The organism is Amycolatopsis sp. lyj-23 (assembly GCF_046549135.1).
Lineage (GTDB): Bacteria > Actinomycetota > Actinomycetes > Mycobacteriales > Pseudonocardiaceae > Amycolatopsis.
Map to the genome: position 1 here is coordinate 62,880 of NZ_JAJPWN010000021.1, position 22,264 is coordinate 85,143.

Annotated in this window: 21 protein-coding genes; 10 read left to right on the forward strand and 11 right to left on the reverse strand. The window is 72.4% G+C overall.

What is annotated here, in order from left to right:
• Window positions 1-12 precede the first annotated feature (12 nt).
• The 3 genes from ACLJPY_RS40985 (at window position 13) to ACLJPY_RS40995 (ending at window position 5,658) form a co-directional block, all read left to right on the forward strand.
• Window positions 13-1,458: an aldehyde dehydrogenase (NADP(+)) gene (locus ACLJPY_RS40985; RefSeq protein WP_410596358.1), complete on the forward strand. Its 1,446-nt coding sequence runs from the start codon at window positions 13-15 to the stop codon at window positions 1,456-1,458.
• A gap of 275 nt (window positions 1,459-1,733) precedes the next feature.
• A complete protein-coding gene (locus ACLJPY_RS40990; RefSeq protein WP_410596359.1) occupies window positions 1,734-4,112 on the forward strand; it encodes a polysaccharide lyase 8 family protein in 2,379 nt (792 codons plus the stop codon).
• Between the two features lie 70 nt (window positions 4,113-4,182).
• Window positions 4,183-5,658: a flavin-containing monooxygenase gene (locus ACLJPY_RS40995; protein WP_410596360.1), complete on the forward strand. Its 1,476-nt coding sequence runs from the start codon at window positions 4,183-4,185 to the stop codon at window positions 5,656-5,658.
• 7 nt (window positions 5,659-5,665) lie between these two features.
• On the opposite strand, the gene ACLJPY_RS41000 is transcribed toward ACLJPY_RS40995, so the two are convergent.
• The gene (locus tag ACLJPY_RS41000; RefSeq protein ID WP_410596361.1) at window positions 5,666-6,301 is read right to left on the reverse strand and encodes a winged helix-turn-helix transcriptional regulator; all 636 of its coding nucleotides are present in this window, start codon (window positions 6,299-6,301) and stop codon (window positions 5,666-5,668) included.
• An 88-nt stretch (window positions 6,302-6,389) separates the two neighbouring features.
• On the opposite strand from ACLJPY_RS41000, the gene ACLJPY_RS41005 reads away from it, so the two are divergent.
• Entirely contained in the window at window positions 6,390-6,758 is a 369-nt protein-coding gene (locus ACLJPY_RS41005) for a VOC family protein (protein ID WP_410596362.1), read from the forward strand.
• A 300-nt stretch (window positions 6,759-7,058) separates the two neighbouring features.
• Here ACLJPY_RS41005 and ACLJPY_RS41010 read toward each other — a convergent pair whose 3' ends face one another.
• The 6 genes from ACLJPY_RS41010 to ACLJPY_RS41035 form a co-directional block, all read right to left on the reverse strand.
• Window positions 7,059-7,181, reverse strand: coding sequence for a 50S ribosomal protein L36 (locus ACLJPY_RS41010; protein ID WP_410596363.1), 123 nt, complete (start codon window positions 7,179-7,181; stop codon window positions 7,059-7,061).
• 75 nt (window positions 7,182-7,256) lie between these two features.
• On the reverse strand, window positions 7,257-8,426 hold the full coding sequence (locus ACLJPY_RS41015; RefSeq protein WP_410596364.1) for a VWA domain-containing protein: 1,170 nt from the start codon (window positions 8,424-8,426) through the stop codon (window positions 7,257-7,259).
• Window positions 8,423-10,606 (reverse strand): DUF5682 family protein, encoded by a 2,184-nt coding sequence (locus ACLJPY_RS41020; protein ID WP_410596365.1) that lies wholly within the window; start codon window positions 10,604-10,606, stop codon window positions 8,423-8,425. The genes ACLJPY_RS41015 and ACLJPY_RS41020 overlap by 4 nt, the downstream gene beginning before the upstream one ends.
• Window positions 10,603-11,688 carry an ATP-binding protein gene (locus ACLJPY_RS41025; protein WP_410596366.1) on the reverse strand — a complete coding sequence of 362 codons (1,086 nt, stop codon included), beginning with the start codon at window positions 11,686-11,688 and terminating at the stop codon, window positions 10,603-10,605. The genes ACLJPY_RS41020 and ACLJPY_RS41025 overlap by 4 nt, the downstream gene beginning before the upstream one ends.
• Window positions 11,685-13,070, reverse strand: a complete 1,386-nt coding sequence (locus tag ACLJPY_RS41030; RefSeq protein ID WP_410596367.1) for a DUF5691 domain-containing protein — start codon at window positions 13,068-13,070, stop codon at window positions 11,685-11,687. The genes ACLJPY_RS41025 and ACLJPY_RS41030 overlap by 4 nt, the downstream gene beginning before the upstream one ends.
• Window positions 13,071-13,362: 292 nt before the next feature.
• Window positions 13,363-14,670 (reverse strand): SWIM zinc finger family protein, encoded by a 1,308-nt coding sequence (locus ACLJPY_RS41035; protein WP_410596537.1) that lies wholly within the window; start codon window positions 14,668-14,670, stop codon window positions 13,363-13,365.
• A gap of 103 nt (window positions 14,671-14,773) precedes the next feature.
• On the opposite strand from ACLJPY_RS41035, the gene ACLJPY_RS41040 reads away from it, so the two are divergent.
• Window positions 14,774-15,283, forward strand: a complete 510-nt coding sequence (locus ACLJPY_RS41040) for a PadR family transcriptional regulator (protein WP_410596368.1) — start codon at window positions 14,774-14,776, stop codon at window positions 15,281-15,283.
• The gene (locus tag ACLJPY_RS41045) at window positions 15,283-15,882 is read left to right on the forward strand and encodes a GyrI-like domain-containing protein (protein WP_410596369.1); all 600 of its coding nucleotides are present in this window, start codon (window positions 15,283-15,285) and stop codon (window positions 15,880-15,882) included. The genes ACLJPY_RS41040 and ACLJPY_RS41045 overlap by 1 nt, the downstream gene beginning before the upstream one ends.
• Here the strand turns inward: ACLJPY_RS41045 and ACLJPY_RS41050 are convergent.
• From ACLJPY_RS41050 to ACLJPY_RS41060, 3 genes are all read right to left on the reverse strand, one after another.
• A complete protein-coding gene (locus tag ACLJPY_RS41050; RefSeq protein WP_410596370.1) occupies window positions 15,867-16,130 on the reverse strand; it encodes a hypothetical protein in 264 nt (87 codons plus the stop codon). The genes ACLJPY_RS41045 and ACLJPY_RS41050 overlap by 16 nt on opposite strands.
• Complete coding sequence (locus ACLJPY_RS41055; RefSeq protein ID WP_410596371.1) at window positions 16,130-18,196, reverse strand: AMP-binding protein; 2,067 nt, start codon at window positions 18,194-18,196, stop codon at window positions 16,130-16,132. Before ACLJPY_RS41055 ends, ACLJPY_RS41050 begins: the two co-directional genes overlap by 1 nt.
• Before the next feature lie 304 nt (window positions 18,197-18,500).
• Complete coding sequence (locus ACLJPY_RS41060; RefSeq protein ID WP_410596372.1) at window positions 18,501-19,439, reverse strand: helix-turn-helix transcriptional regulator; 939 nt, start codon at window positions 19,437-19,439, stop codon at window positions 18,501-18,503.
• An 83-nt stretch (window positions 19,440-19,522) separates the two neighbouring features.
• Between ACLJPY_RS41060 and ACLJPY_RS41065 the strand changes: the two genes are divergently transcribed.
• Window positions 19,523-19,915 (forward strand): VOC family protein, encoded by a 393-nt coding sequence (locus ACLJPY_RS41065; protein WP_410596373.1) that lies wholly within the window; start codon window positions 19,523-19,525, stop codon window positions 19,913-19,915.
• Here ACLJPY_RS41065 and ACLJPY_RS41070 read toward each other — a convergent pair.
• Complete coding sequence (locus ACLJPY_RS41070) at window positions 19,869-20,309, reverse strand: hypothetical protein (protein ID WP_410596374.1); 441 nt, start codon at window positions 20,307-20,309, stop codon at window positions 19,869-19,871. The genes ACLJPY_RS41065 and ACLJPY_RS41070 overlap by 47 nt on opposite strands.
• 87 nt (window positions 20,310-20,396) lie before the next feature.
• Between ACLJPY_RS41070 and ACLJPY_RS41075 the strand changes: the two genes are divergently transcribed.
• From ACLJPY_RS41075 to ACLJPY_RS41085, 3 genes are read left to right on the forward strand one after another with little or no spacing between them, the layout of a single operon-like run.
• The gene (locus ACLJPY_RS41075; protein WP_410596375.1) at window positions 20,397-21,242 is read left to right on the forward strand and encodes a helix-turn-helix domain-containing protein; all 846 of its coding nucleotides are present in this window, start codon (window positions 20,397-20,399) and stop codon (window positions 21,240-21,242) included.
• Window positions 21,239-21,427: a DUF397 domain-containing protein gene (locus ACLJPY_RS41080; protein ID WP_410596376.1), complete on the forward strand. Its 189-nt coding sequence runs from the start codon at window positions 21,239-21,241 to the stop codon at window positions 21,425-21,427. Before ACLJPY_RS41075 ends, ACLJPY_RS41080 begins: the two co-directional genes overlap by 4 nt.
• Window positions 21,428-21,476: 49 nt before the next feature.
• Entirely contained in the window at window positions 21,477-22,226 is a 750-nt protein-coding gene (locus tag ACLJPY_RS41085) for a 3-hydroxybutyrate dehydrogenase (protein WP_410596377.1), read from the forward strand.
• Window positions 22,227-22,264 lie beyond the last annotated feature (38 nt).

The window sequence follows — 22,264 nt, forward strand, 5'->3', positions numbered from 1 at the left end:
GCTGTTCCACCGATGAGCCAGGCCACCGACGCTGCCACGCTCGAGAAGATCCTGGCGGGAGCCGCGGAAGCTGCCCGCCCCGCCGCCGAAGCGACCCCGGCCGAACGCGCCGGCTGGCTGACCGCCGTCGCCGACGCCCTCGACGCCGCCGCGGGCGAACTGGTCCCGCTGGCGCACGCCGAGACGCACCTGCCGGAGACGCCGCGGCTGGCGGGCGAGCTGAAGCGCACGACGTTCCAGCTGCGCCTGTTCGCGGAGGTCCTCGCGGACGGCGAGTACCTCGGGGCCACCGTCGACCACGCCGACCCGGACTGGCCGATGGGCCCGCGCCCCGACATCCGCCGCGTCAAGACCGCGATCGGGCCGGTGCTGGTGTTCGCGGCCAGCAACTTCCCGTTCGCGTTCAGCGTCGCGGGCGGCGACACGGCGTCCGCGCTGGCCGCGGGCTGCCCGGTGGTCCTCAAGGCCCACCCCGGCCACCCGGAGCTGTCCGCGCAGACCGGGTCGATCGTGCGGGAGGCGCTGATCAAGGCGGGCGCGCCGGCGGCGCTGTTCAACGTGATCTTCGGCCAGGACGAAGGCGTCACGGCACTGAAGGACCCGCGGATCGCGGCGGCGTCGTTCACCGGCTCGATCCCCGGCGGCCGGGCGCTGTTCGACATCGCGAACGCGCGGCCGCGGCCGATCCCGTTCTACGGCGAGCTGGGCAGCGTCAACCCGGTCGTGGTGACCGAGGCCGCGATCGCCGCGCGCGGGGAGGCCGTGGCGAAGGGCTACGCCGGGTCGTTCTCCCTCGGTGCGGGCCAGTTCTGCACCAAGCCGGGCCTGCTGTTCCTGCCGTCGGACCACGGCCTGACGGACGCACTGCGGGCGGCGTTGGCCGGGGCACCGGCCCAGCCGATGCTGAACGACCGCATCGCCTCCGGGTACACCTCGCGGTTGTCCGAGCTGCGCAAGGTCGCGGGCGTGGAGGTGGTGTCTTCGGCGGATTCCCCGTTCGCCCCGACTCTGCTGGCGACCACGGGCAAGCAGTTCCTCGAGGGCGGTGACACCGTGCGCGAGGAGTGCTTCGGCCCGGCGTCGCTGATCGTCACGTACACCGACCAGGCCGAGCTGCTGCGCCTGCTGGAGGCGATCGAACCGGGGCTGACGGCCACGATCCACGGCGAGGAGTCCGACGCGGACTGGCTCCGCCCGGTGCTGCCGGCGCTGGCCCGCATCGCCGGCCGCCTGCTGTGGAACGACTGGCCGACGGGCGTGACGGTGAGCTGGGCCCAGCAGCACGGCGGCCCGTACCCGGCCACCACGGCCCCGACGACGACGTCGGTCGGCACCGCGGCGATCGAGCGGTTCCTGCGGCCGATCGCCTGGCAGGGTTTCCCGGACGCGTTGTTGCCGGAGCCGTTGCAGGAAGCCAACCCCTGGCGGCTGCCCCGGCGCACCGACGGCGCCCGCTGATGCGCTGAGCCGCTGACCCGCCCGCGGGGGCGCCCCCCGAATTCCACTCTACCGTTCGGCACCGACAGTTTCCGGCGCCACGACGTTGACGCCACGGACCCGCGGGGGCGCCCCCCCGGTTCCAGTTTATCGCTCGGCACCGACAATTCCGGGGCCGTGAGCCGCGCGGGTCACCTACAGGGCCACTCCTGTAGGTGACCCCCGGACAACTGAATCCGCCGCCGCACAACTGAATTCCCCCGTAAGCCGAGGATGTCTTCCTGGGAGGCATTGCCATGCCCGTGAACCGGAGAAATGCCCTGCGCGGCGGTGCCCTGGCGGCCGCTTCCACCGTGCTCCTGACCCGACCCGCCTTCGCCGCCGCCGGCGGAGCGACCGCCCGCGCGGCAACAGCCGCGAGCCCAGTGCCCGCCGCGACCGCGCCGATCGTCGCCGCGTACCGGCAGCTGCAGACCGGCATCAACCGGCCGTCGCCGGAACGGACCAAGGCGCTGGCCAACCTCGGCCGCGTTGCCAAGGCCTACAACGCAAGCCTGTCCGTCGCCGGCGGCGGCGCTCCACTGTGGACGGACCTCCCGCTCGGGCCGGGCAGTGACTACACCACGTCGATGTACGCGCGGCTGCGCGCGATCGCCGTCGACTGGGGCACCCCGGGCGGGGCGCTCTCCGGCGACGCGAACGTCCTCGACCGCATCAAAGCCGCCCTGGAACTGATTTACGCCAGCCAGTACAACGAGAACGTCGGCGAGATCGGCAACTGGTACACCTACGAAATCGGCATCCCGTACTACCTGCTGCACACGCTGTCCGTGGTCGCCGACCGGCTGACCGCCGAGCAGCTCGCGCGGTACCTCAAGCCGGTCAAGCGGTTCGTCGGCAACCCGAACCTGCGCGCCAACAACGCGTCCGTGGTCGAAACCGGCGCCAACCGCGCGGACAAGGCGCTCATCTCGATCGTCGCCGGGGCGATGCTCGGCGACACCGCCTGGATCAAAACCGGCATCGACGCGCTCACCGACGTCGCCGGTGGGGGCGCGGCGAGCGTCGTCGCGAAGCTGGATCGCGCGGCGGGCGACGGCTTCCACGTCGACGGCTCCTTCATCCAGCACGACACCATCCCGTACCCCGGCCACTACGGCACCGTGCTGCTGACCGCGCTCGCCGGCGCCATCCACGTCACGCAGGGCACCGAGTTCGCGCTTCCGCAGCCGCTCAAGGACAAGATCTACGCGCTGGTCGCGGACAGCTTCGCGCCGTTCGTCTACGCGGGCGCGCTGATGGAGCCCGTGCGCGGCCGGATGCTGTCGCGGCAGGGCGAAACCGGGCACGACATCGGCCACCAGCTCACCGTCGCGACGCTGGTGCTGGCCCGGACGGCGGCCGGCAAGACGAAGACCGACCTCAACGCCCTCGCCGCCAAGTGGCTCAAGGAGGGCACCTACCTGCCGTTCCTCGAGATCCCGGACCCCGAACGGTTCGCGCCCGGCCCGGACCTGGTGGCGACGCCGGGCATCGAGTTCGCGCAGGACATGCTGGCCTCGGGGGCGCGCCCGGCCCGGGTCGAAGCCACCCACCGCGTGTTCGGCCAGCAGGACCGGCTGGTGCACGTCACCGAGGGCTGGTCGGCGTCCCTGGGCGTCAGCTCGACGCGGATTTCGCGCTACGAAGCCATCAACGGCCAGAACCTCAAGGGCTACCACGTCGGCGACGGCGTGCTCTACACGTTCCTGCCGAACGCCAAGGGCCACTACACCGACGCCTACTGGCCGACCGTCGACCCGCTGCTGCTGCCCGGCACGACCGAGCACGACGGCCCGGTCGACCCCAAGTTCGGCGGGGTGCCGGTCGGCCCGAACCCGCACACGGGCGGAGTTCGCTGGGACGCGCGCCACGGCGCTTACGCGTTCGACTTCAAGAACTGGGACGGCTCGCTGGTCGCGAAGAAGTCGTGGTTCTTCACCCCGGCCGGGATCGTCTGCCTGGGCGCGGGGATCACCGGCACGGCCGAGCACGCGGTGCGCACGACGATCGAGAACCGCAACCTCGGCGAGGGCGGCCGCGGCACGCTGCTGGCCGACGGCCGCCGAGTGGCCACCGACCCCGGGAAGGCCGCCGTGCTGCAGCGGCCGCGCTGGGCGCACCTGGCGGACGTCGGTGGGTACGTGCTCCTCGACGACGCTTCCGTGACGGCCCTGCGCGAGGACCGGACGGGTGCGTGGCGCGACATCGACACGGGCGCCAACACCAAGGGCACCACGACGCCGAACACGCGCCGCTACCAGAAGCTGATCCTGGAGCACGGGGTCAAGCCGACGAACGCGAAGTACGCGTACGCGGTGCTGCCGGGCGCGTCGGTGATCGACACGCTGACCGCGTCCTGGGCGTGGCGGGTGCTGGCGAACACGCCGGTGGTGCAGGCGATCCGGGTGGCCGGCGGCACGGTGCTGGCGAACTTCTTCGCCGCGGGTTCGGTCGGCGACGTCACCGTGTCGGGTCCGGCGTCGGTCGCGGTCGGTCGCTGCGGGGCGCGGACCCAGCTCGCGGTGTCGGATCCGACGCAGCTGCAGGACAGCATCACGGTGACGGTCCGCGGCCGGTCGGTCAAGGTGCCGTTGAAGGGCACGTTCGGCGCCACGAAGGTGGTCGCGTTGTAGGCAGGCTTCCTCGCCGGGCCGGTGCCCCGACCCGGTCCGGCGGGGTCCCCACCTCGGTAGGCTGCCGGACATGACTGCCGCCGAGCACGTGGACGTCCTGATCGTGGGCGCCGGCCTGTCCGGTGTCGGCGCGGCCTGCCGGCTGCAGGAGCGCTTGCCCGGCAAGACGTACGCCGTGCTGGAGGCGCGTGACACGATCGGCGGAACGTGGGACCTCTTCCGGTACCCGGGCATCCGGTCGGATTCGGACATGTTCACCGTCGGTTACCCGTTCCGGCCGTGGAAGGACCCGAAGGCGATCGCCGACGGGCCGTCGATCCTGAGCTACATCCGCTCGACGGCCGAGACCTTCGGGGTGACCGAACACATCCGGTTCGGCCACCGGGTGGCGCAGGCGTCCTGGTCGTCGCCGGACGCGCGGTGGACGGTCTCGACCGCGCACGGGGCGACCTTCACCTGCCGGTTCCTTTACCTGTGCAGTGGTTACTACTCGTACGAGTCGGGGCACGTCGTCGACTTCCCGGGCCGGGACGAGTTCGCCGGCGAGATCGTGCACCCGCAGCACTGGCCGGATTCGCTTGACTACACGGGCCGGCGGGTCGTGGTGATCGGCAGCGGTGCGACGGCGGTGACGCTGGTCCCGGCCCTCGCCGCCCGCGCTTCGCACGTGACGATGCTGCAGCGGTCGCCGTCGTACATCGTGGCGCGGCCGGGCCGGGACGCGCTCGCCGACCGGATCCGCGCGCGCCTGCCCGAGAAGCTCGCGCACCGCGTGGTCCGCGGCAAGAACGTCGTGCTCGGGACGCTGTTCTTCCAGCTGATGCGGCGGCTGCCGCGCCGGGCGGCACTGGTGTTGCGAAAGCGCGTGGCGGCGCAGCTGCCGGCGTCGATCCCGGTGGACCCGCACTTCGTGCCGTCGTACGACCCGTGGGACCAGCGGTTGTGCCTGGTCCCGGACGCGGACCTGTTCCAGGCGCTGCGGTCCGGCAAAGCGGACATCGTGACGGACCGGATCACGCGGTTCACGCCGTCCGGTGTGGCGCTGGAATCGGGTCGCTCGCTCCCGGCGGACCTCATCGTGACGGCGACGGGCCTGCGCCTGGTGGCGTTCGGCGGGATTTCGCTGACGGTCGACGGCCGGGCGATCGAGCCGGGGGAGCAGCGCGCGTACAAGGGCACGATGTTCGGCGGGGTGCCGAACCTGGCGTGGTGCGTGGGGTACACGAACAGTTCGTGGACGCTGCGGGCGGACCTGGCGTCGCAGTACGTCTGCCGCCTGCTGGCGCACCTGGACCGCAACGGCTACGCGTATTGCATGCCGGACCCGGCCTCGGCGGCGGGCGCGGGCCGGCCGCGGCCCATCGTGGACCTGCAGTCGGGGTACATCAAGCGGGCCGCGGCGGGCCTGCCGAAGCAGGGCGGGCGGCGGCCCTGGATGATGCGGCAGAACTATCTGTTGGACCTGGCGGACATGCGGTTCAGCCGCGTGGATGACGGCGTGCTGCGGTTCGGCCGCGCGGAGGACCGGGCACCCGCGGCTGGCTGAGTCGCGGTCAGCTCTCGCTTTCGCGTTCGCGCAGCAGGCGGCCGATGGTGACCCGGTCGCCGTCGACCGTGACCCGGCCGTTCTCGATGGCGTCGGCGAGGTGGGCCGGGCGGTCGAGCAGGGCGTTCAACGTCGCCGGATCGGTGCGGATCGTGGCGTCCGGGGCGGCGGGCTCGCCCGGTTCGACAGTGAGGCGGCCCGGCTCGGTGCGGACCGTCCACACGCGAGGGTCGAGTTCGACGTGGTAGCAGGCGGTGCCGCGCGGGCGGGCGGATCCGCGGAGGAACAGCAGCACGGACGTGACACTGAGCGACGCGGGCCGGGGACGCGGGACCCGCGCGCCCCACGCACCCAGCGCCAGCACGACCGGTTCCAGCTCGCGGCCCCATTCGGTGAGCTCGTAGACGGTCGACGCGGCCGGCGGCGGCAGCTTCCGGCGCGTGACGACGCCGTGGTTTTCGAGCTCGCGGAGCCGGTCGGTGACCAGGTTCGAGCTGGCGCCCGGCAGCGCGCGGCGGACGTCGGAGAACCGCTGCGGCCCGAGCAGCAGCTCGCGCACGACGAGCAGGGCCCACCGTTCCCCGACGACGTCCAGTGCGCGGGCGATCGTGCAGGCGTCCCCGTAGCTGCGGCTCGTCGGCATGGTCTGAATGTACAACTTCGTGGTTGTTTTTAACAACTGTCGGCGCGTACGGTGGGCCGCATCCGGACGTCGAGCGGAAGGAACGGTCATGGGCCGACCGGTCGTGCACTTCGAAATCATCGGCACCGACCCGGCGCGCCTGCGCGGGTACTACGGCGAGCTGTTCGGCTGGCGGTTCGACACGTCGGGCCCGGTGTCGGACCAGGTGTCGGAGCCGGGCGAGTACGGCTTCACGGAGCCCGGCGGCATCCCGGGCGGTGTCGGCGGCGGCGCGGGTCATGAGAGCCACGTGGTGTTCTACGTGGGTGTTCCGGACGTCGCGGCGGCGTTGGCGGAGGCCGAGCGCCTCGGCGGAACCCGCCGGATGGGCCCGGACCGCGCCCCGGGCCGGGACCTGGTGGTCGCCCACTTCACGGACCCGGAAGGCAACCTGGTCGGCCTCGCCGGCCCAGCCTGATCGCCCGCCCGCACCTCAAGCGCCGCCGAGGGGTATCACCCGTGATCAGGAAGGCATCTCGCGTGATTGAAGAGGCATCTCGCGTGATCCGGCAGGCATCACGCGTGATTGGAGGGGCATCAGGACGATGCCCCTCCAATCACGGGTGATGCCCCGCTAATCACACGAGATGCCCGGTCAATCACGGGTGATGCCCTCCTAATCACGGGTGATACCCCGGCGATCACGGTGATGCCCGCCGATCACGGGCGGGCCCCGGAACCGCTGCTGGGTTCCGGGGCCCGGTTGGTCTGTTGCGCGTCAGCCTTGGCGGGCCTTCGAGCGCGGGTTGTTCCTGTTGATCACCAGCACCTTCGTCCCGCGGCGGATGACCTGGGCACCCGGCTGGCGGGCGAGCGAGCGGAGCGAGCTGCGGACCTTCATGGCGAGCCGTCCTTCCTGCGGGACCTGCCGTCCCACACCCCTCTCAACCGCCGATCGGTCAGTTCATTCCGCAACTCAGCTGCTCTCGCGGGCCACCCAGCCCTGGAGGTCGTCGCCGCGGATGGCTGCGGCCATCAGGTCCGGGAACTGGTCCGGGGTGCACGCGAAGGCCGGGATGCCCAGCTCGGCCAGGGCCGCCGCGTTCTCGTGGTCGTACGAGGGCGCGCCCGAGTCCGAAAGCGCCAGCAGCGTCACCACCTGGACCCCCGCGCCGGCCAGCTCCGCCATCCGGTGCAGCAGCTCCTCTTCGTCGCCGCCCTCGTAGAGGTCGCTGATCAGCACCAGCAGCGTCCGCTCCGGGCGCTCGACCAGGCCCTGGCAGTACGCGATCGCGCGGTTGATGTCCGTGCCGCCGCCGAGCTGGGTGCCGAACAGGACGTCGACCGGGTCGGCGAGGTGCTCGGTGAGGTCCGCGACCTCCGTGTCGAACGCCACGAACGACGTCTTCAACGCCCGCATCGACGCCAGCACCGCGCCGAACAGCCCCGAGTACACCACCGACTCCGCCATCGAGCCCGACTGGTCGACGGCCAGGATCACGTCCCGCTGCACCGCCTGCTGCCGCCGTCCGAAGCCGATCAGCCTCTCCGGGACGATCGTGCGCAGGTCGGGGGAGTAGTGCTTGAGGTTGGCGTGGATCGTGCGTGCCCAGTCGACGTCGCCCGGGCGCGGCCGGTGCGTGCGCGACGCCTTGTCCAGCGCGCCCCGGATCGCCGCGCGGGTGCGCTCGGCGAGCCGTTCCTCCAGCTCGGTGACGACCTTGCGGACGACCTCGCGCGCGGTCTCCTTCGTCTCCTCCGGCAGCACGCCGTTCAGCGACAGCAGCGTGCCGACCAGGTGGACGTCCGGCTCGACCGCCGACAGCAGCTCCTTCTCCAGCAGCATCCGGGTGAGCCCGAGCCGGTCGACGGCGTCGCGCTGCATCACCTGCACGACGGTGCTCGGGAAGTACCGCCGGATGTCGCCCAGCCAGCGCGCGACCCGCGGCGCGGACGCGCCCAGGTTCGCACTGCGCGGCCCGCCCGTGGCTTCTTCGTCGGGTTTGTCGTAGAGGGCGGCCAGCACCGCGTCCACCCCACTGTCCTCATCGGACAGCTGAGCGTCCTCCAGCCCCGAGCCGGGCCCGGCGCCGTCGCCGCCCAGCACGAGCCGCCAGCGCCGCACCCGGTCGGTATCGGCAGTCACACTCCCACCCCCAGCAGCGTCGCCAGGACCGGGAGCACGCGCTCGGCCCGGTCCTCGTCCAGTTCGTCGGCCACCGCCACCACTCGCGCGGCGCCGGGGAGCCCGGCCGCGCGCTGCCCGATCGCCCGCTTCTCGGGCCCGCTGAACGCGCCGAAAGTGCGGCGTAACAACGGAAGCACCTCGGTGAAGACGTCGGCGGGGATCGCCGCCAGCCACGCGTCGATCACCCGCAGCAGGCCCTCGTCGTGCACCAGCAGCAGTGCACCGCCGTCGAAGAAGCCCTCGACGTACGCCGCGCCCGCGGACGGGACGACGCCCGGCGTGAGCGCCCGGCCCAGCCGCAGTTCGATGTCGAGCGCGTCGAACAGCCCGGCGTCGTGCAGGATCCGGGTGAGCCGCCCGGCCAGCAGCGGGGGCAGCGACGGCCGTTCCGCCAGCCGGGCCAGCGCCGCCAGCCAGCGTTCCTTCGGCTCGTCGCCGAGCAGGGAGGTCGCGTCGTGCACGCCGTCGACGAGCTGGGCCAGCCGGGCCGCGGCGTCGTCGTCGATGCCGTGGGCGGCCGGGGGCAGGCCGGCGCAGATCCGGTCCAGCATCCGGTCGGCGACCGCCCGCAGCGCCCCGGTGTCGGTGCCGCGGACGTTCCCGTACCGCGTCGCCCTGGCCAGCGCGGGCAGCGCGGACATCAGCCGCGCGACGTCCGCGTCCGCCGCCGCCCGGGCGTCGAGCGCCGCGAGCGCCTCCGGCAACGCCTCGGGCAGGTCGGCGAGCAGGCAGTTTTCGACCGCCGTGGTGACCTCGTCCAGCGGCGGTGTGCCCTCGACGGTGCCGCGCACCGCGGCCGTGGCCGCCGACGGCACGGTGGTGCCGTACACCGCCGCCGCGACCAGGTCGACCTCGAACGACGGCTCCCACGCCAGCGCCCACGTCTCGCGGAAGGTGCCCTTGTTCCGCCGCGCCGACCCCTCCCGGCTGCCCCACTCGATGCCGAGGATCCGCAGCCGGTGCAGCAGCTTCGACCGGTCGAGCCCGCCCGGCGTCCGCAGGTCGAGGTCGAGTTCCTTGACGACCGGGTCCTTCTTGAGCCGCAGGCGTTTCGCCGTCGCGGTCAGGTCCGCGGCCAGCGGCGGCTGCGGGACGCTGTCCGGGACCTCGCCGAGCCGCTCGCCGACCACCAGCCGCCGGGTGACGAGCTCGACCTGCACCTCGTCCCCGCCGCACAGCACCGATCGGGTCGCCTCGGTGACCTCGGCGAGCCCCGCCGACGAGCGGCCGCGCAGCGTCGCGAGGGTTTCGGCGAGGCGGACCGCCTCGATGACGTGCGCGGTCGAGACCGGCAGGTCCTCTTCCCGCAGCACCGCGGCGACCTGGGTCAGCCAGCGCGCGGTGACGTCGCCGGCCGTCGTGAAGAGGTGGTGGTACCAGCCGGGCGACCGGACGCCGGCCCCGTAGCCGCTGGCCGTCGCGAGCCGTCCGTGCGTCCACGGCACCCAGGTGCACACGACCTTCCGCTTCGGCAGTCCTTTGAGGACGGCCTGGTCGTGCGACGCCGGCGGCAGCGGGTCGGCCAGCGCGGGCACGTGCCAGGCGCCGCAGACGACGGCGATGTTCTCGAAACCGTCCTTGCGGGTGCGGCGCAGCACCGACCGCATGTACGCCTCGCGGCGGGCTTCGTTGCCCTGCGGCGGTTTTTCGTCCTCGCGCACCGCCGTCATCGCCTCGGCGATCACCTCGAACGGGCTTTCGGCGTCCCGCCGCGACTCGACGACGTCGTCCCACCAGCGTTCCGGGTCGTCGTAACCGCCTGCCGAGGCTAGCAGCGCCAGCGGATCGACCGGCGGCCCGGTGTGCTCGTCCGGCGGGGCGGCGAACGTGTGCGCGGCCGGGAGGTCGCAGAACCGCACCGGAATCCCGGCCTCGCGGGCGTAGGTGAGGGCCTGCCACTCCGGGCTGAAGACGGCGAACGGCCAGAACGCGGCGCGCGAGACGTCGTCGGTCGCGTACGCCAGCAGCGCGACCGGAGGCTGCATCGCCGGGTCTTCGGTCAGCTCGACCAGGGCGTCGGCTTCCGGTGGACCTTCGATCAGCACGACGTCCGGTTCGAGTTCGGCGAGCCGCGTCGCCACGGCCCGGGCGGACCCCGGGCCGTGGTGGCGGATGCCGAGCAGGTGGGTGGCCGTCACGAGATCTCCTGGCCCGCCCGGTAGAAGTCGGCCCAGCCGTTGCGCTCGCGCACCACGGTCTCGAGGTATTCGAGCCAGATCGCGCGGTCGGCCACCGGGTCCTTGACCACCGCGCCGTGGATGCCCGCCGCGACGTCGTGCGGGCGCAGCACGCCGTCACCGAAGTGGGCGGCCAGGGCGAGCCCGCCGGTGAGCACGCTGATCGCCTCGGCGGTCGACAGCGTGCCGGACGGCGACTTCACCGCCGTGCGGCCGTCTTCGGTGCGGCCCGAGCGCAGCTCGCGGAACACCGTGACGACGCGGCGGATCTCGGCCAGCTCCGCGGCTTCGGCGGGCAGCTCCAGCGACGCGCCGAGCTCGGCGACCCGCCTGCTGACGATCTCCACTTCGGCCTCGGCGCTGTCCGGCAGCGGCAGCACGACCGTGTTGAACCGCCGCCGCAGCGCGCTCGACAGCTCGTTGACGCCCTTGTCGCGGTTGTTCGCCGTCGCGATCAGGTTGAAGCCGGGCCGCGCCTGCACCTCGGTGCCCAGCTCCGGGATTGGCAGGGTCTTCTCGGAGAGGATGGTGATCAGCGAGTCCTGGACGTCGGCCGGGATGCGGGTCAGCTCTTCGAGGCGGGCCAGCTTGCCGTCGCGCATCGCGCGCAGCACCGGGCTTTCGACGAGCGCGGCGGCGCTCGGGCCCTCGGCGATCAGGCGGGCGTAGTTCCAGCCGTAGCGGATCGACTCCTCGGACGTACCCGCGGTGCCCTGCACCAGCAACGTCGAATCCCCGCTGATGGCGGCCGAGAGGTGTTCCGAGACCCACGTCTTCGCCGTGCCGGGCACGCCGAGCAGCAGCAGCGCGCGATCGGTCGCCAGCGTGGCGACGGCGACCTCGATCAACCGTCGCGGGCCGACGTACTTCGGGGTGATCACGGTGCCGTCGGGCAGGGTGCCGCCGAGCAGGTACTCGACGACGGCCCACGGCGAGAGGTTCCAGTTCGGCGGCTTGGCCCGCTCGTCGGCGGCGGCCAGCGCGGCGAGCTCGGCGGCGTGGTCCTGTTCGGCGTGCGGCCGGAGGACGGTGGGGGCGGTCATGCGAGCTCCTCGTACATTTCGCGGCGGAAGTTCAGCGTTTCGGTGAGCGCCCGGCGCCACGGACCGGCGTCCATGGTCAGGCGGGTGGTGGCGAGCGGGTGGCGGAGGCACGCGGCGGGGACCGCGCGGGCGATCACGACGGCGGCGTGCGAGACCAGCCGGTGGTCGTCCTGGCGGGCGATCCAGTCGAGCAGGGCGGTGCCGAGCTCCTTCGTCCACGGCCGGGGCAGTTCGTGCACCAGCCGGGCGAAGGATTCGACGGGCAGCCTGCCGATCAGGTGCCCGACGGTGGCGGCCTGGCTCCCCGGGCTCAGCACACCGAGCAGCGGTGGCGTGGTGCGCCCGCCGGGGTCGGCGCCGATGAGGGCCTGCGCCCAGGTTTCGTCGCGCTGCCGCAGGGCCGCGGTGGCCCAGGAGTCCCGCAGCACGGCGGCCGGGCAGCCTTCGACGGTCATCCGCACGACCTCGGCCGGCGGGCCGAACTCGGCCCAGAAGGACAGCGGCGCGGCCGCGACGAGCGTGCGCAGCCGGACCGTGCCGTCGCCGCGTTCGCCGGCCGGCAGGGCGACGGTGAGGACCCGGTTCCGGCGGTGGACCAGTGGCCGAAGGCGTTCGGCCATGCTTTCGCCGTAGCGCGTGCCCGGCAGCCGGCCGAGCAGCTCGGCGGCCTGTTCGCGCACGGCGGCGGCCCGGTCGGTGAGGGCGGCTTCGAGGAAGGCTTCGTCCTGGGGCCGCACGTGCCCGGCGAGTACGCCGAGGAAGTCGGCCCGGACGTCAGCGGGTTCGGTCTTCCAGGAGGCGGCGAGGGCTTCCCGGGCGGCCTCGGGGTCTTCGGCGAGTTTGCCGGCGAGCCAGCGGCGGCGCTGGGCGAGGCTGCCGTACTGCCAGACGTCCCCGGCTTCGTTCGCGGGCGCGGCGAGGAAGGCCCAGTCCGGGTTCCGCTGCCCGAGCCAGGCCCCGACCGGCCCGGCGACGGCGACGAGCGGCCCCCGCAGCGCGGCCTTGGTGCGCGCGGCTTCGGCGAGCAGCGGCAGGGCTTCGGGCGGGACGCGGTACTCGGTGCCGGCGACGATGCCCAGCCACTCGAGCAGGAGATCGGGGTGACTGGCGGCGAGCAGCCGCCCGAGCCGTTCCCGCGCGAGCGGAGGAACGAAGGCGCGTTCATCGGCGGCGGCGACGGGAAGTGGCCGCACGTCGTGCAGCGGCTGCCGTCCGGCCCGCCGGTAGGTGGCGAGCACGGCCGCGGCGGCGAGCAGCTGCTCGGCGGGTTCGGCCCGATCGGCGATGAGGTCCCGGACGGCGGGTGGCTGGGCCGCGGGGTCGAGGGTGCGCCGCCGGGTGCCGAGGAGGGCGGTGCCGACGAGATCTTCCCAGGCTTTCACGGCTTCACCGCCTTCCTGAGTGGGTGGACGGAGGGCGGAACGGTGGTGCGGAGTCGGCTGGAGAAGGCGGGTCGGTGGGGCCGGGTTGCGCGAGCGGTGGTTGAGAGAGCGGTCGCGCGCTGGGGCGGCTGCGCATGGATCGGCGGGGCGCTCCTGCGGCCTCGGCTGATGGGTGGCTGGGTGTGTGGATTGAGTTGGCTGGGCCCGGGTCGACGGACGTGCACCGGCGCGGGCTCTCCTGCCACACCCTCCGGCCTCGGGCCCTCGGGGCGGCCGTGCATCGAGGCGTGGTTCACAGGCGCACCGCCCGGCCTTCGTGCCAGCACGTCAACGGCCGCAAGCCCGCCGCGCTCCACTCGCCCGCCACCGTCAACGGGCGGCCTGCCGACAGGGCCAGCAGCGACCACGGGAACGCGTACGGGACCAGCGGCATCGCCGTTCCGTCCTTTTCGGACAGACACCAGCCGCCCGCGTGCTCCGCCGGGGTCACGCCCGACAGCAGCACCGGCCAGCGCTCCAGCCACGGGTCCGCCGCCATCGCCTGCGAAAACCTCGCCAGCGCCTCCGAAATCGAGCCGCCCTCGGTCGTCGGGGCCGCCAGGGGGATGCCGCGCTCGGCCACCAGGGCTCGCAGCGGGGCCGCACCCGGGTAGAACGCCAGTTCCGCCGTCAACCGGTGGCCCGGCGGCAACGATCCGTCCAGGGGACGGCCCGGTGGCGCGAACGACAGCACCAGCGCCTCCCGGCCCGTCGCGAGGCCGCGCAGCCACGTGCGGCGGGTGAGCAGCCGGTCGTTCTCCTCGTCCGCCGCGCCCGTGATCAGCCAGTCGTCCGCGACGCGCTCGCCGCTCTCCAGCACGCGGGCCGTCTCCACCGAGAACCCCAGCCGCGTGCGCACCGTCTCCGCCAGCGCCGGCGGCAGCGACTCCAGGCGCGTGGCCGCGTCCGCGAGCAAGTACAGCTGGGAGAGCTCGGCCAGCAGCGTCTCCGGCCAGTCGCGGCGGCCGACGACGCCCGCGGCTCGGCGCAGGCCGCCCGCGAGGCCCGGTGCCTGGGCGTCGACCATCCGGGCGGCCACCGTGCGCAGTTCCTCGTCGCCGGTGCGCTCGAAGCCCGCGAACCCGGCGCCGATCCGGTCGGTGAGCCAGGCCTTCAGCTCCGCGACGCCGCCTTCGACGCGCGCCGCCCGCTCGGCAGCGCGCCGCGCGGCCGCCTCCTCGTCCTTCGGGCCGGCCGCCTCCGCGCGTTTCTCCGCGCGACGGGCCCGGTCGGCTCGCTCGGCCAGCCACGTGTGCACCCATTCGGGTGCCTCGGCCGGGGAAACGCGCCCCGCCGCCCACAGCAACAGCAGCCCCAGTGCGTGCTTGCACGGGAACTTCCGGCTGGGACAGGAACACCGGAACGCGGGCTCGGCGAGCTCGACGCACGTCTGGTACGGCTTCTTGCCACTGCCCTGGCAGAAGCCCCACACGGCGTCTTCGGACGCACCCGCGCCCGACCACCTCGCCGGCGCGGCCAGCGCCCGGCCCGCCTTCTCCGAAGCGGGATCCGGCGCCAGCCCGGCCACGCGTTCCGCGGTCCACGGCACCGCCGTCACCACCTGTCCCCCCACTGTTCTCCCTCGCTTTCCGGTTCGAGGTGAAGCATGCCAGCACCCACCGACAATTTCCGGAAGCCGAGTATTCTAGTGCTAGAGTACGAGCGTGCTGACCGACGCGGAACTGACGGTGCTGGGCCTGGTGGCCGAGCGGCCGAGGCACGGCTACGAGCTGGACGAGGTCGTCTCGGAGCGCGGCATGCGCGACTGGACGGCGCTCGGCTTCAGCTCGATCTACTACGTCCTGGGCAAACTCCGCGACCGCGGGCTGGTCGCCGAGGTCGAGGGGGAGCGGGCGCACGCCAAGGCCAAGAAGACGTTCACGGCCACCGAAGCGGGCCGCCAAGCGTGTGCGGCGGCTGCGGAAGTGGCCATCGCCCAGTTGCGGCCGATGCACCAACCGGTGCTGGTCGGGCTGGCCAACAGCCCGGCCATTTCACCCGAACGGCTGGCGGCGGCGCTGGCCCAGCGCGCCGAAGCGGTCGCGGAACGGCTGGCCGAGGTCCGGCAGGCCGCCGAGGCCCAGAAGCACGCCCCGCCGTTCGTCCGGGCGATCTTCGACTACTCCATCGCGCAGCTCGAGGCGGAAGCCCGGTGGCTGGAAGGGATGATCTGATGCCGTACGACATCAAGAAGGAACTGAAGGAGCTCTACGCCCCGAAGAACCGGGACTGGGCGCTGATCGACGTGCCCGAGCAGCGGTTCCTCGCCATCGACGGCCGCGGCAACCCGAACACGGCGGAGAGCTACAAGAAAGCCGTCGAAGCGCTCTACGCCTTCGCGTACACGATCAAGTTCGCGGCGAAGGAACGCGGTGAGGACTTCGTCGTGGGTCCGTTGGAAGGGCTGTGGTGGGCGGACGACTACACGGCCTTCACCGTGCGCGCCAAGGATTCCTGGCAGTGGACGATGCTCATCGCGCAGCCGCCGTGGATCGGCGAGGACGCGGTCGAGGAAGCCCGGGAAACCGTGCGGCGCAAGAAGAAACTCGACGCACCGGTGCGGTTGGAGAAGCTGCACGAGGGCCGGTGCGCGCAGGCGCTCCACATCGGCTCGTACGACGACGAGGGGCCGATCCTCGCCCGCCTGCACGACGAATACGTTGTGGCGCAAGGGCTGAAGCTGACCGGCCTGCACCACGAGGTCTACTTGGGCGACCCGAGGCGGACCGAACCGGCCAAGCTCAAGACCGTACTGCGTCAGCCGGTCGGCTGATCCAGCTCGGCGAGGCCGCGTTCCCACCGCGCCCGGCGTTGGGCGGACGACTGCTCCCACCAGGGCTCACCGCGTTCGCCCAACGCCACCTTCGCGATCTGGGTGCGCGCCCGGTCCTGCACGCGCCGAGCGGCCATCAGGTGCTTCTGCAGGCGGTCTCGGACGTCGTCGGGGATTTCGGGGTCCGTCGCGCGCCAGCGGCGGCCCTTCACGATGATGTACCGGCCGTCCGGGGTGTGCTCGGGCATCAGTACTCGCTGGTCGCCGGCCAGGTGTCGTCGTGCAGGAGGCGCTTGAGGATCTTGCCCGTCGCGTTCCGCGGGAGGTCGGGGACGAAATACACGTCCCGCGGCACCGCGAACCGGGCCAGGCGCTGGTGGATGTACTGGCGGATGTCCTCCGCGTGCAGGGACGCGCCCCGGCGCGGGACGACGTACGCCGCCAGGCGCTGACCCCATTCCGCGTCCGCCACGCCGACCACCGCCGCGTCGTGCACTCCCGGCAGCGCGACCAGCGCCTCCTCGACCGGCCGCGGGAACACGTTTTCGCCGCCCGAGACGATCATCTCGTCGGCCCGGCCGGTGACGAACAGGCGGCCCGCCGCGTCCAGGTAGCCGACGTCGCCGCTGGCCATCATGTCCGCCGCGCGGGCCGGGTCGGTGCCGCTCGTGTAGCCCTCGAACAGCATGTCGTTGCCGACGAAGATCTGGCCTTCGCCGCCCGGCGGGACCGGCTTGCGGTCCTCGTCCAGGATCGCCAGCCGGGTGCCGAGCGGGCAGCGGCCGGCCGTCGTCGGGGCCGCGCGCAGGTCGGCCGGGTCCGCGATGCTCGCCCAGGACACCTCGGTCGAGCCGTAGAAGTTGTAGAGGACGTCGCCGAAGGTGTCCATGAACGACGTCACGAACGACCCGGACATCGCCGAGCCGCTGCTGGCCACGATCCGCAGCGACGACAGGTCGTAGCGCGAGCGGATCCGCTCGGGCAGGTCCATGATCCGCTGCAGCATGATCGGCACGGCGAACAGCGCGTCGCACCTCTGCTCGGCGATCGTCCGCAACGTCTCTTCGGCGTCGAACTTGCGGGTCAGCGCGAGCGACGCCCGCAGCGCCATGCCGATCTGCATCGCGGCGAGACCCCACGTGTGGAACAGCGGCGCCGCGACCAGCAGCCGGTCGCCGGCGCGCAGCGGGATCCGGTCGAGGATCGCCGCGGCCGTGCCGAGACCCTTCGGCGTGGGACGGCGGGCGCCCTTCGGCGTCCCGGTGGTGCCGGAGGTCAGCACGATCAGCCGGCCGGGCCGCTCGACCGGCTTCGGGCGGTCGGCGGGTGCGGCGGCGATCAGCTCGTCGACGGTCGGGTATCCGGCGTCGGCGTCCGGCCAGGTGCTGATCCGCGCGAAGTCGCCGGGCACGTTCGCGATGGTCTGCGCGAACTCGTCGTCGGCCAGCACGGCGGACGGCTGGTGCTCGGCGAGGACGTCCTTGACCGAGGCGGCGGACAGGCCGGTGTTCAGCAGGATGACGTCGGCCCCGAGCTTGCTGGCGGCGACGAACGACTCGATCATCGCCGCGTGGTTGCGGCACATCAGCGCGATCCGGTCGCGTTCGACGACGCCGAGCTCGCTCAGCGCGTTGGCGAGCCGGTCACTGCGCTCCTGGACCTGGCGGAAGGTGCGGAGGTTGCGCTCGTCGTGCAGGGCGGGCTCGTCCGGGACGCGGGCCGCCGCGGCCTGGTAGCCGCCCGCGACCGTGGCGCCCCACTGCGCGAGGGAGTTCAGCTGGCGCGCCAGCTTGTCCGGCCGCCCGGCGCTCAGCACACCGGCGCGCAGCAGGATGCTCGTGGTGCGCAGCTTGGTGGCCTTGCTGGCTTCGCCGTCGGCGTCGGGGTCGGCTTTCCCGGCCAGGTGCAGGTCGAGGCGCCGGGCGAGGGCGCGGACGTCCTTCTTGATCGACGAGACCAGGTCCAGGTGCGCCGGCGGCAGCATCATCCGCACGAACAGCTCGGTCTTGCCGCCCGCCAGCGGTCTCAGTTCCAGCGAGACCCAGGTGCCCTCGTCGGGGACCCCGCACCACACGACGTGCTCGCCCGGCCGGTGGACGACGGCCTGCATCTGCGTCTCCAGCATCGGTCCCCGCGCGGGGACGATCCGGATCGCGCCCTTCGGGCCGCGCCCGCGCGCGGCCGGCTCCTGGATCTCGCACCAGCTGATCTCCGGCACGAACCGCGAATACCACTCCGGCGATCCGACGATCTGCCAGACCACGTCCGGCGGGTGCCCGACCACGGCACTCGCTTCGACCACATCGTCACGCATTGTCTGCCCTCACCGAAGTGTCACCGAACGCACGTTCAGGTCACGGAGGCGTCACAATAGCAGCAAACGGGTGATTAAGGATACTCCGAACGGCCAGATACCGGTGGGTAACGGACACTCCGAGTAGGTCCACGGAGAGTCCACTGTAGACTGATCAACGGCGTTGATCAGGCATTGTGGCGAGCGGGTCGTTCGACGCGATCGACCGGGGAGTTGTGCAGGGCGCGTCGTCGGAGCCGGCCACGCCGGGCCGCCGGATGGGGCATTTGCGACAAAAGGTGTCAAGCGAGCGCGCGGTTGATGATCACGTTCCGTAGCGAGCGACCAGCTCCGCGCCGAGCCGGGCCAGCTCGGCCCGCACCGGCTCCGGGCCCTCCACCTCGACCAGCGCACCCCAGCCGGCCAGCTCCTGGGCGATCATGACCGGCGCCGGCGCGGCGACCCGCGCGCGAACCCGGTTCCCGGGCAGTTCGGCGAGCAGTTCGCAGTGCCGGCCGAACCGGTCGCGGAGCACCCCGAAGTGCCGTCGGTCGAGCACGACGACCGCGCTGAGCAGCGAGCGGCGCTTCTCCACCTCCTCGACGACGTCCTGCCACACCGCCGCGAGTTCGAGGTCCGACGGCCGGTCCGCGGGCTCGCCGGTCGGGGTGGCCGAGACGATCCGGTCGACGCGGAACGTGCGACGCCCCTTCGCCGTCCCCGCGACCAGGTACCAGACGTCGTCTTTGTCGACCAGGCCCCACGGGTCCACGAGCCGCTCGGACTGCTCGCGCCCGGAGTAGGTGAGGCGTACCCGCTGCCGCGCGATGACGGCATCCCGCAGCAAGGAGACCATCGGCGGCTGCGCCTTCGGGCGCTCACCCCAGCCCGTCTGGTCGACGACGACCGCGTCCGCCGCCGCCTCGGCGTCCGCCCGGAACGTGCCGGGCAGCGCACCCATCAGCTTCCGCAGGGCCGACTTGACCTCCGGCGCGCCCGCCGCGGCTGGGCCCGCCAGGAGGAAGAGCGCCTGGGCTTCGCGGGCGCTCAGGCCGGAGAGGTCGGTGCGCGCGCCGCCGACGAGCTGCCAGCCGCCGCCGCGCCCCGGCTGCGGGTAGACCGGCACCCCGGCGGCCGAGAGCGCTTCGAGGTCACGGCGGGCCGTGGCGACGGAGATTTCCAGCTCGGCCGCCAGTTCGGCCGCCGTGACGCGGCCGCGCGTCTGCATCAGCAGGAGGGTGGCCACGAGACGGTCGGCGCGCATGGGGCCAGTGTCGCAAACAAAGTAGTCACTGGATGAGCACTTTTCCTCCGCATGCTGAGCCCACCCGTTGAGAGGAGCAGGACATGCTGCGAGGAATGGCCACCGTCACCTACTACGCCGAGGACCACGCCGCCGCGAAGGCCTGGTACACCGCGTTCCTCGGCCTGGAGCCGTACTTCGACGTGCCGGGGTACTCGGAGTTCCGGATCGGCGACTACCGGCACGAACTGGGCATCATCGACCGTCAGTACGCCCCCGCGGCGCCGGACGGGCCGGGCGGCGAGATCGTCTTCTGGCACGTCGACGACCTCGAAGCGACTTTCGCGCGCCTGCTGGAGCTGGGCGCGAAGGAGTACGAGCCGATCACCGAGCGGGGGCCGGGGTTCGTGACGGCGTCGGTCGTCGATCCGTTCGGGAACGTCTTCGGGATCATGACGAACGCGCACTATCTCGCGGTGCTGGCGGAACGCTCATGAGCCGGTACGCCTCCTCGACGCACTTCTCGCACCGCTCGTGCCGCTCGGTCTTGCCCGCGGGATCGGTGCCGTAGAAGGGAAAGCAGCCCGCGCCGCAGCTCGCGAAGTAGATCAGGCCGAGGCGCACCTCGCCGCGGCCGACGTAGTGGGTGAGCCGGCGGCGGGGCTCCGGGCCGCACTCGGGGATCCAGCCGTGGGCGGGCAGGCGGGCGGCGGCGATCTCGTCGAGGACGCCCGCGCGGCTGATCAGGTCCGCGCCGAGGCAGCTCAGGCGCTCGCCGAGGTCGCGCAGGCCGTCCGCGCGCAGGGGCGGGCCGGTCAGCCAGGCGAGGTCGCCCGGGAGGGTTTCGGCGAGGTCGCGAAGACGGGTCAAAAGGGCGTGGTCCGGGTCCATGACCAGCAGCGAACCTGACGCGGATCCGCGACACCAGCGGGCGGGCGGGGCGGCGGAATTGTCGGACCCCGGTGACACAATGCGCTCATGGCAACACCCTTCGCGACACCCCGGGCCCGCGCGCTCGGGTTCGGGCTGCGCACCTGCCGGGAGGCGCGGAACCTCGGCGTGCGGCAGCTGGCCCGGAAGATCGGCGTGCATGCGCAGGAACTGTCCAACTGGGAGTACGGGAAGCGGATCCCCAAGGTGGAGCAGGTGGCGCTGCTGATGGGGGCGCTGGTCGTGGAGCCGGAGGAGCGGAAACGGTTGCTAGACCTGGCCCGCTCGGCCCACGAGGTGAGCTGGCTGGAGAAGCGGGTGCCCGGTGTGGCGCGGAGTGTTTCGAGCTACGCCGAGCACGAGCGCGCGGCAACCGCGATCTTCGATTGGGAACCCGCGGTGATCCCGGGACTTTTCCAGACCCCGGACTACATCCGGGCGTTGCTGAGTGACCAGGAGCAGCCTGATCAGGTCGACCGGGTCGTGCATGCGCGGATGGCGCGGCGGGAAGTGCTGGGGAGGTACCACCCGCTCGATTACCACGTGGTGGTCGGCGAGGGCGCTCTGCGAGCGGCGGTTGGCGGTGCGTCGGTGATGGCGGAGCAGCTTCAGCACCTCCTGCACGTTTCGATGCGGCGGAACATCCGGCTTCAGGTGCTCCCCGTGCGGGCCAGCGCGCAGGTGATCGCCCACAACTTCGGTGTGCTCGAGTTCGATGCGCTCCCGGCCATTGTCTTCGTGGAGCTCTACCGGGCGAGCGCCTACCTCTACGATGACGATCAGGTGGCCAGTTACCGCGCGGCGGCGAAGAACACGGCGGCGCTGGCGATGGACGAGCACGAGAGCGGCGAGTTCATCCGGGAGGTGATCGCCGACTTGGGAGAGGCAGTATGAACTGGCGGAAGTCCAGCTACAGCGCGACTCAAGACAAGTGCGTCGAGGTGGCGCTCGGACCTGCGGCAAAAGTCCGCGACACCAAGGACCGCTCCGGCGGCACCCTCGAAATCTCCACCCGATCGTGGGATGCCCTCCTCTCGGTCCTATGTCACCCGAACACACTGGATCTTCCTGAGGTGTAGCTTCCGCACACATAGCTAGCGACCGGCGTCACGCTTACCGTTCCCGTCCATGACCAGCGATCTGGACGGGCGTACCGCCCTCGTCACCGGGGGTGCGAGCGGCATCGGCCTCGCCTGCGTCCGCGCCCTCGCCGCGGCCGGGGCCAAGGTGCACGTCGTCGACATCGACGAACACCGCACCGAAGCCGCCGCCGGCGAGGTCGGGGGCTGGGCGCACGTTGCCGACCTCAGCGATCCCGCCGCCATCGACGCCCTGCCCGCCGAAGTCGACGTCCTGGTCAACAACGCCGGCGTCCAGCACGTCGCGGCCATCCAGGACTTCCCGCCGGAGCGGTTCACCCACATCCAGTCCCTGATGGTGACCGCTCCCTTCCTGCTCATCCGGCACACGCTGCCCGCCATGTACGCCCGGGGGTGGGGGCGGATCGTCAACATGTCGAGCGTCCACGGGCTGCGCGCCTCCGCCTTCAAATCCGCTTATGTCGCCGCGAAGCACGGGCTCGAAGGCCTTTCGAAGGTCGCCGCGCTCGAAGGGGCCGAGCACGGCGTCACCAGCAACTGCGTGAACCCGGGTTACGTCCGCACGCCGCTCGTCGACGGCCAGATCGACGCCCAGGCCGCCGAGCACGACATCCCGCGTGAGGACGTCGTCGCCGAGGTGCTCCTCAAGCGGGCCGCGATCAAGAAGCTCATCGAACCCGAAGACGTCGCTTCCCTGGTGGTGTGGCTGTGCTCGCCGCACGCCGGCCACATCACCGGGGCCTCCATCCCGCTCGACGGCGGCTGGACCGCCGCCTAACCACCCGCCGAACCCGCCGCACAACCACAAGGAAGTGG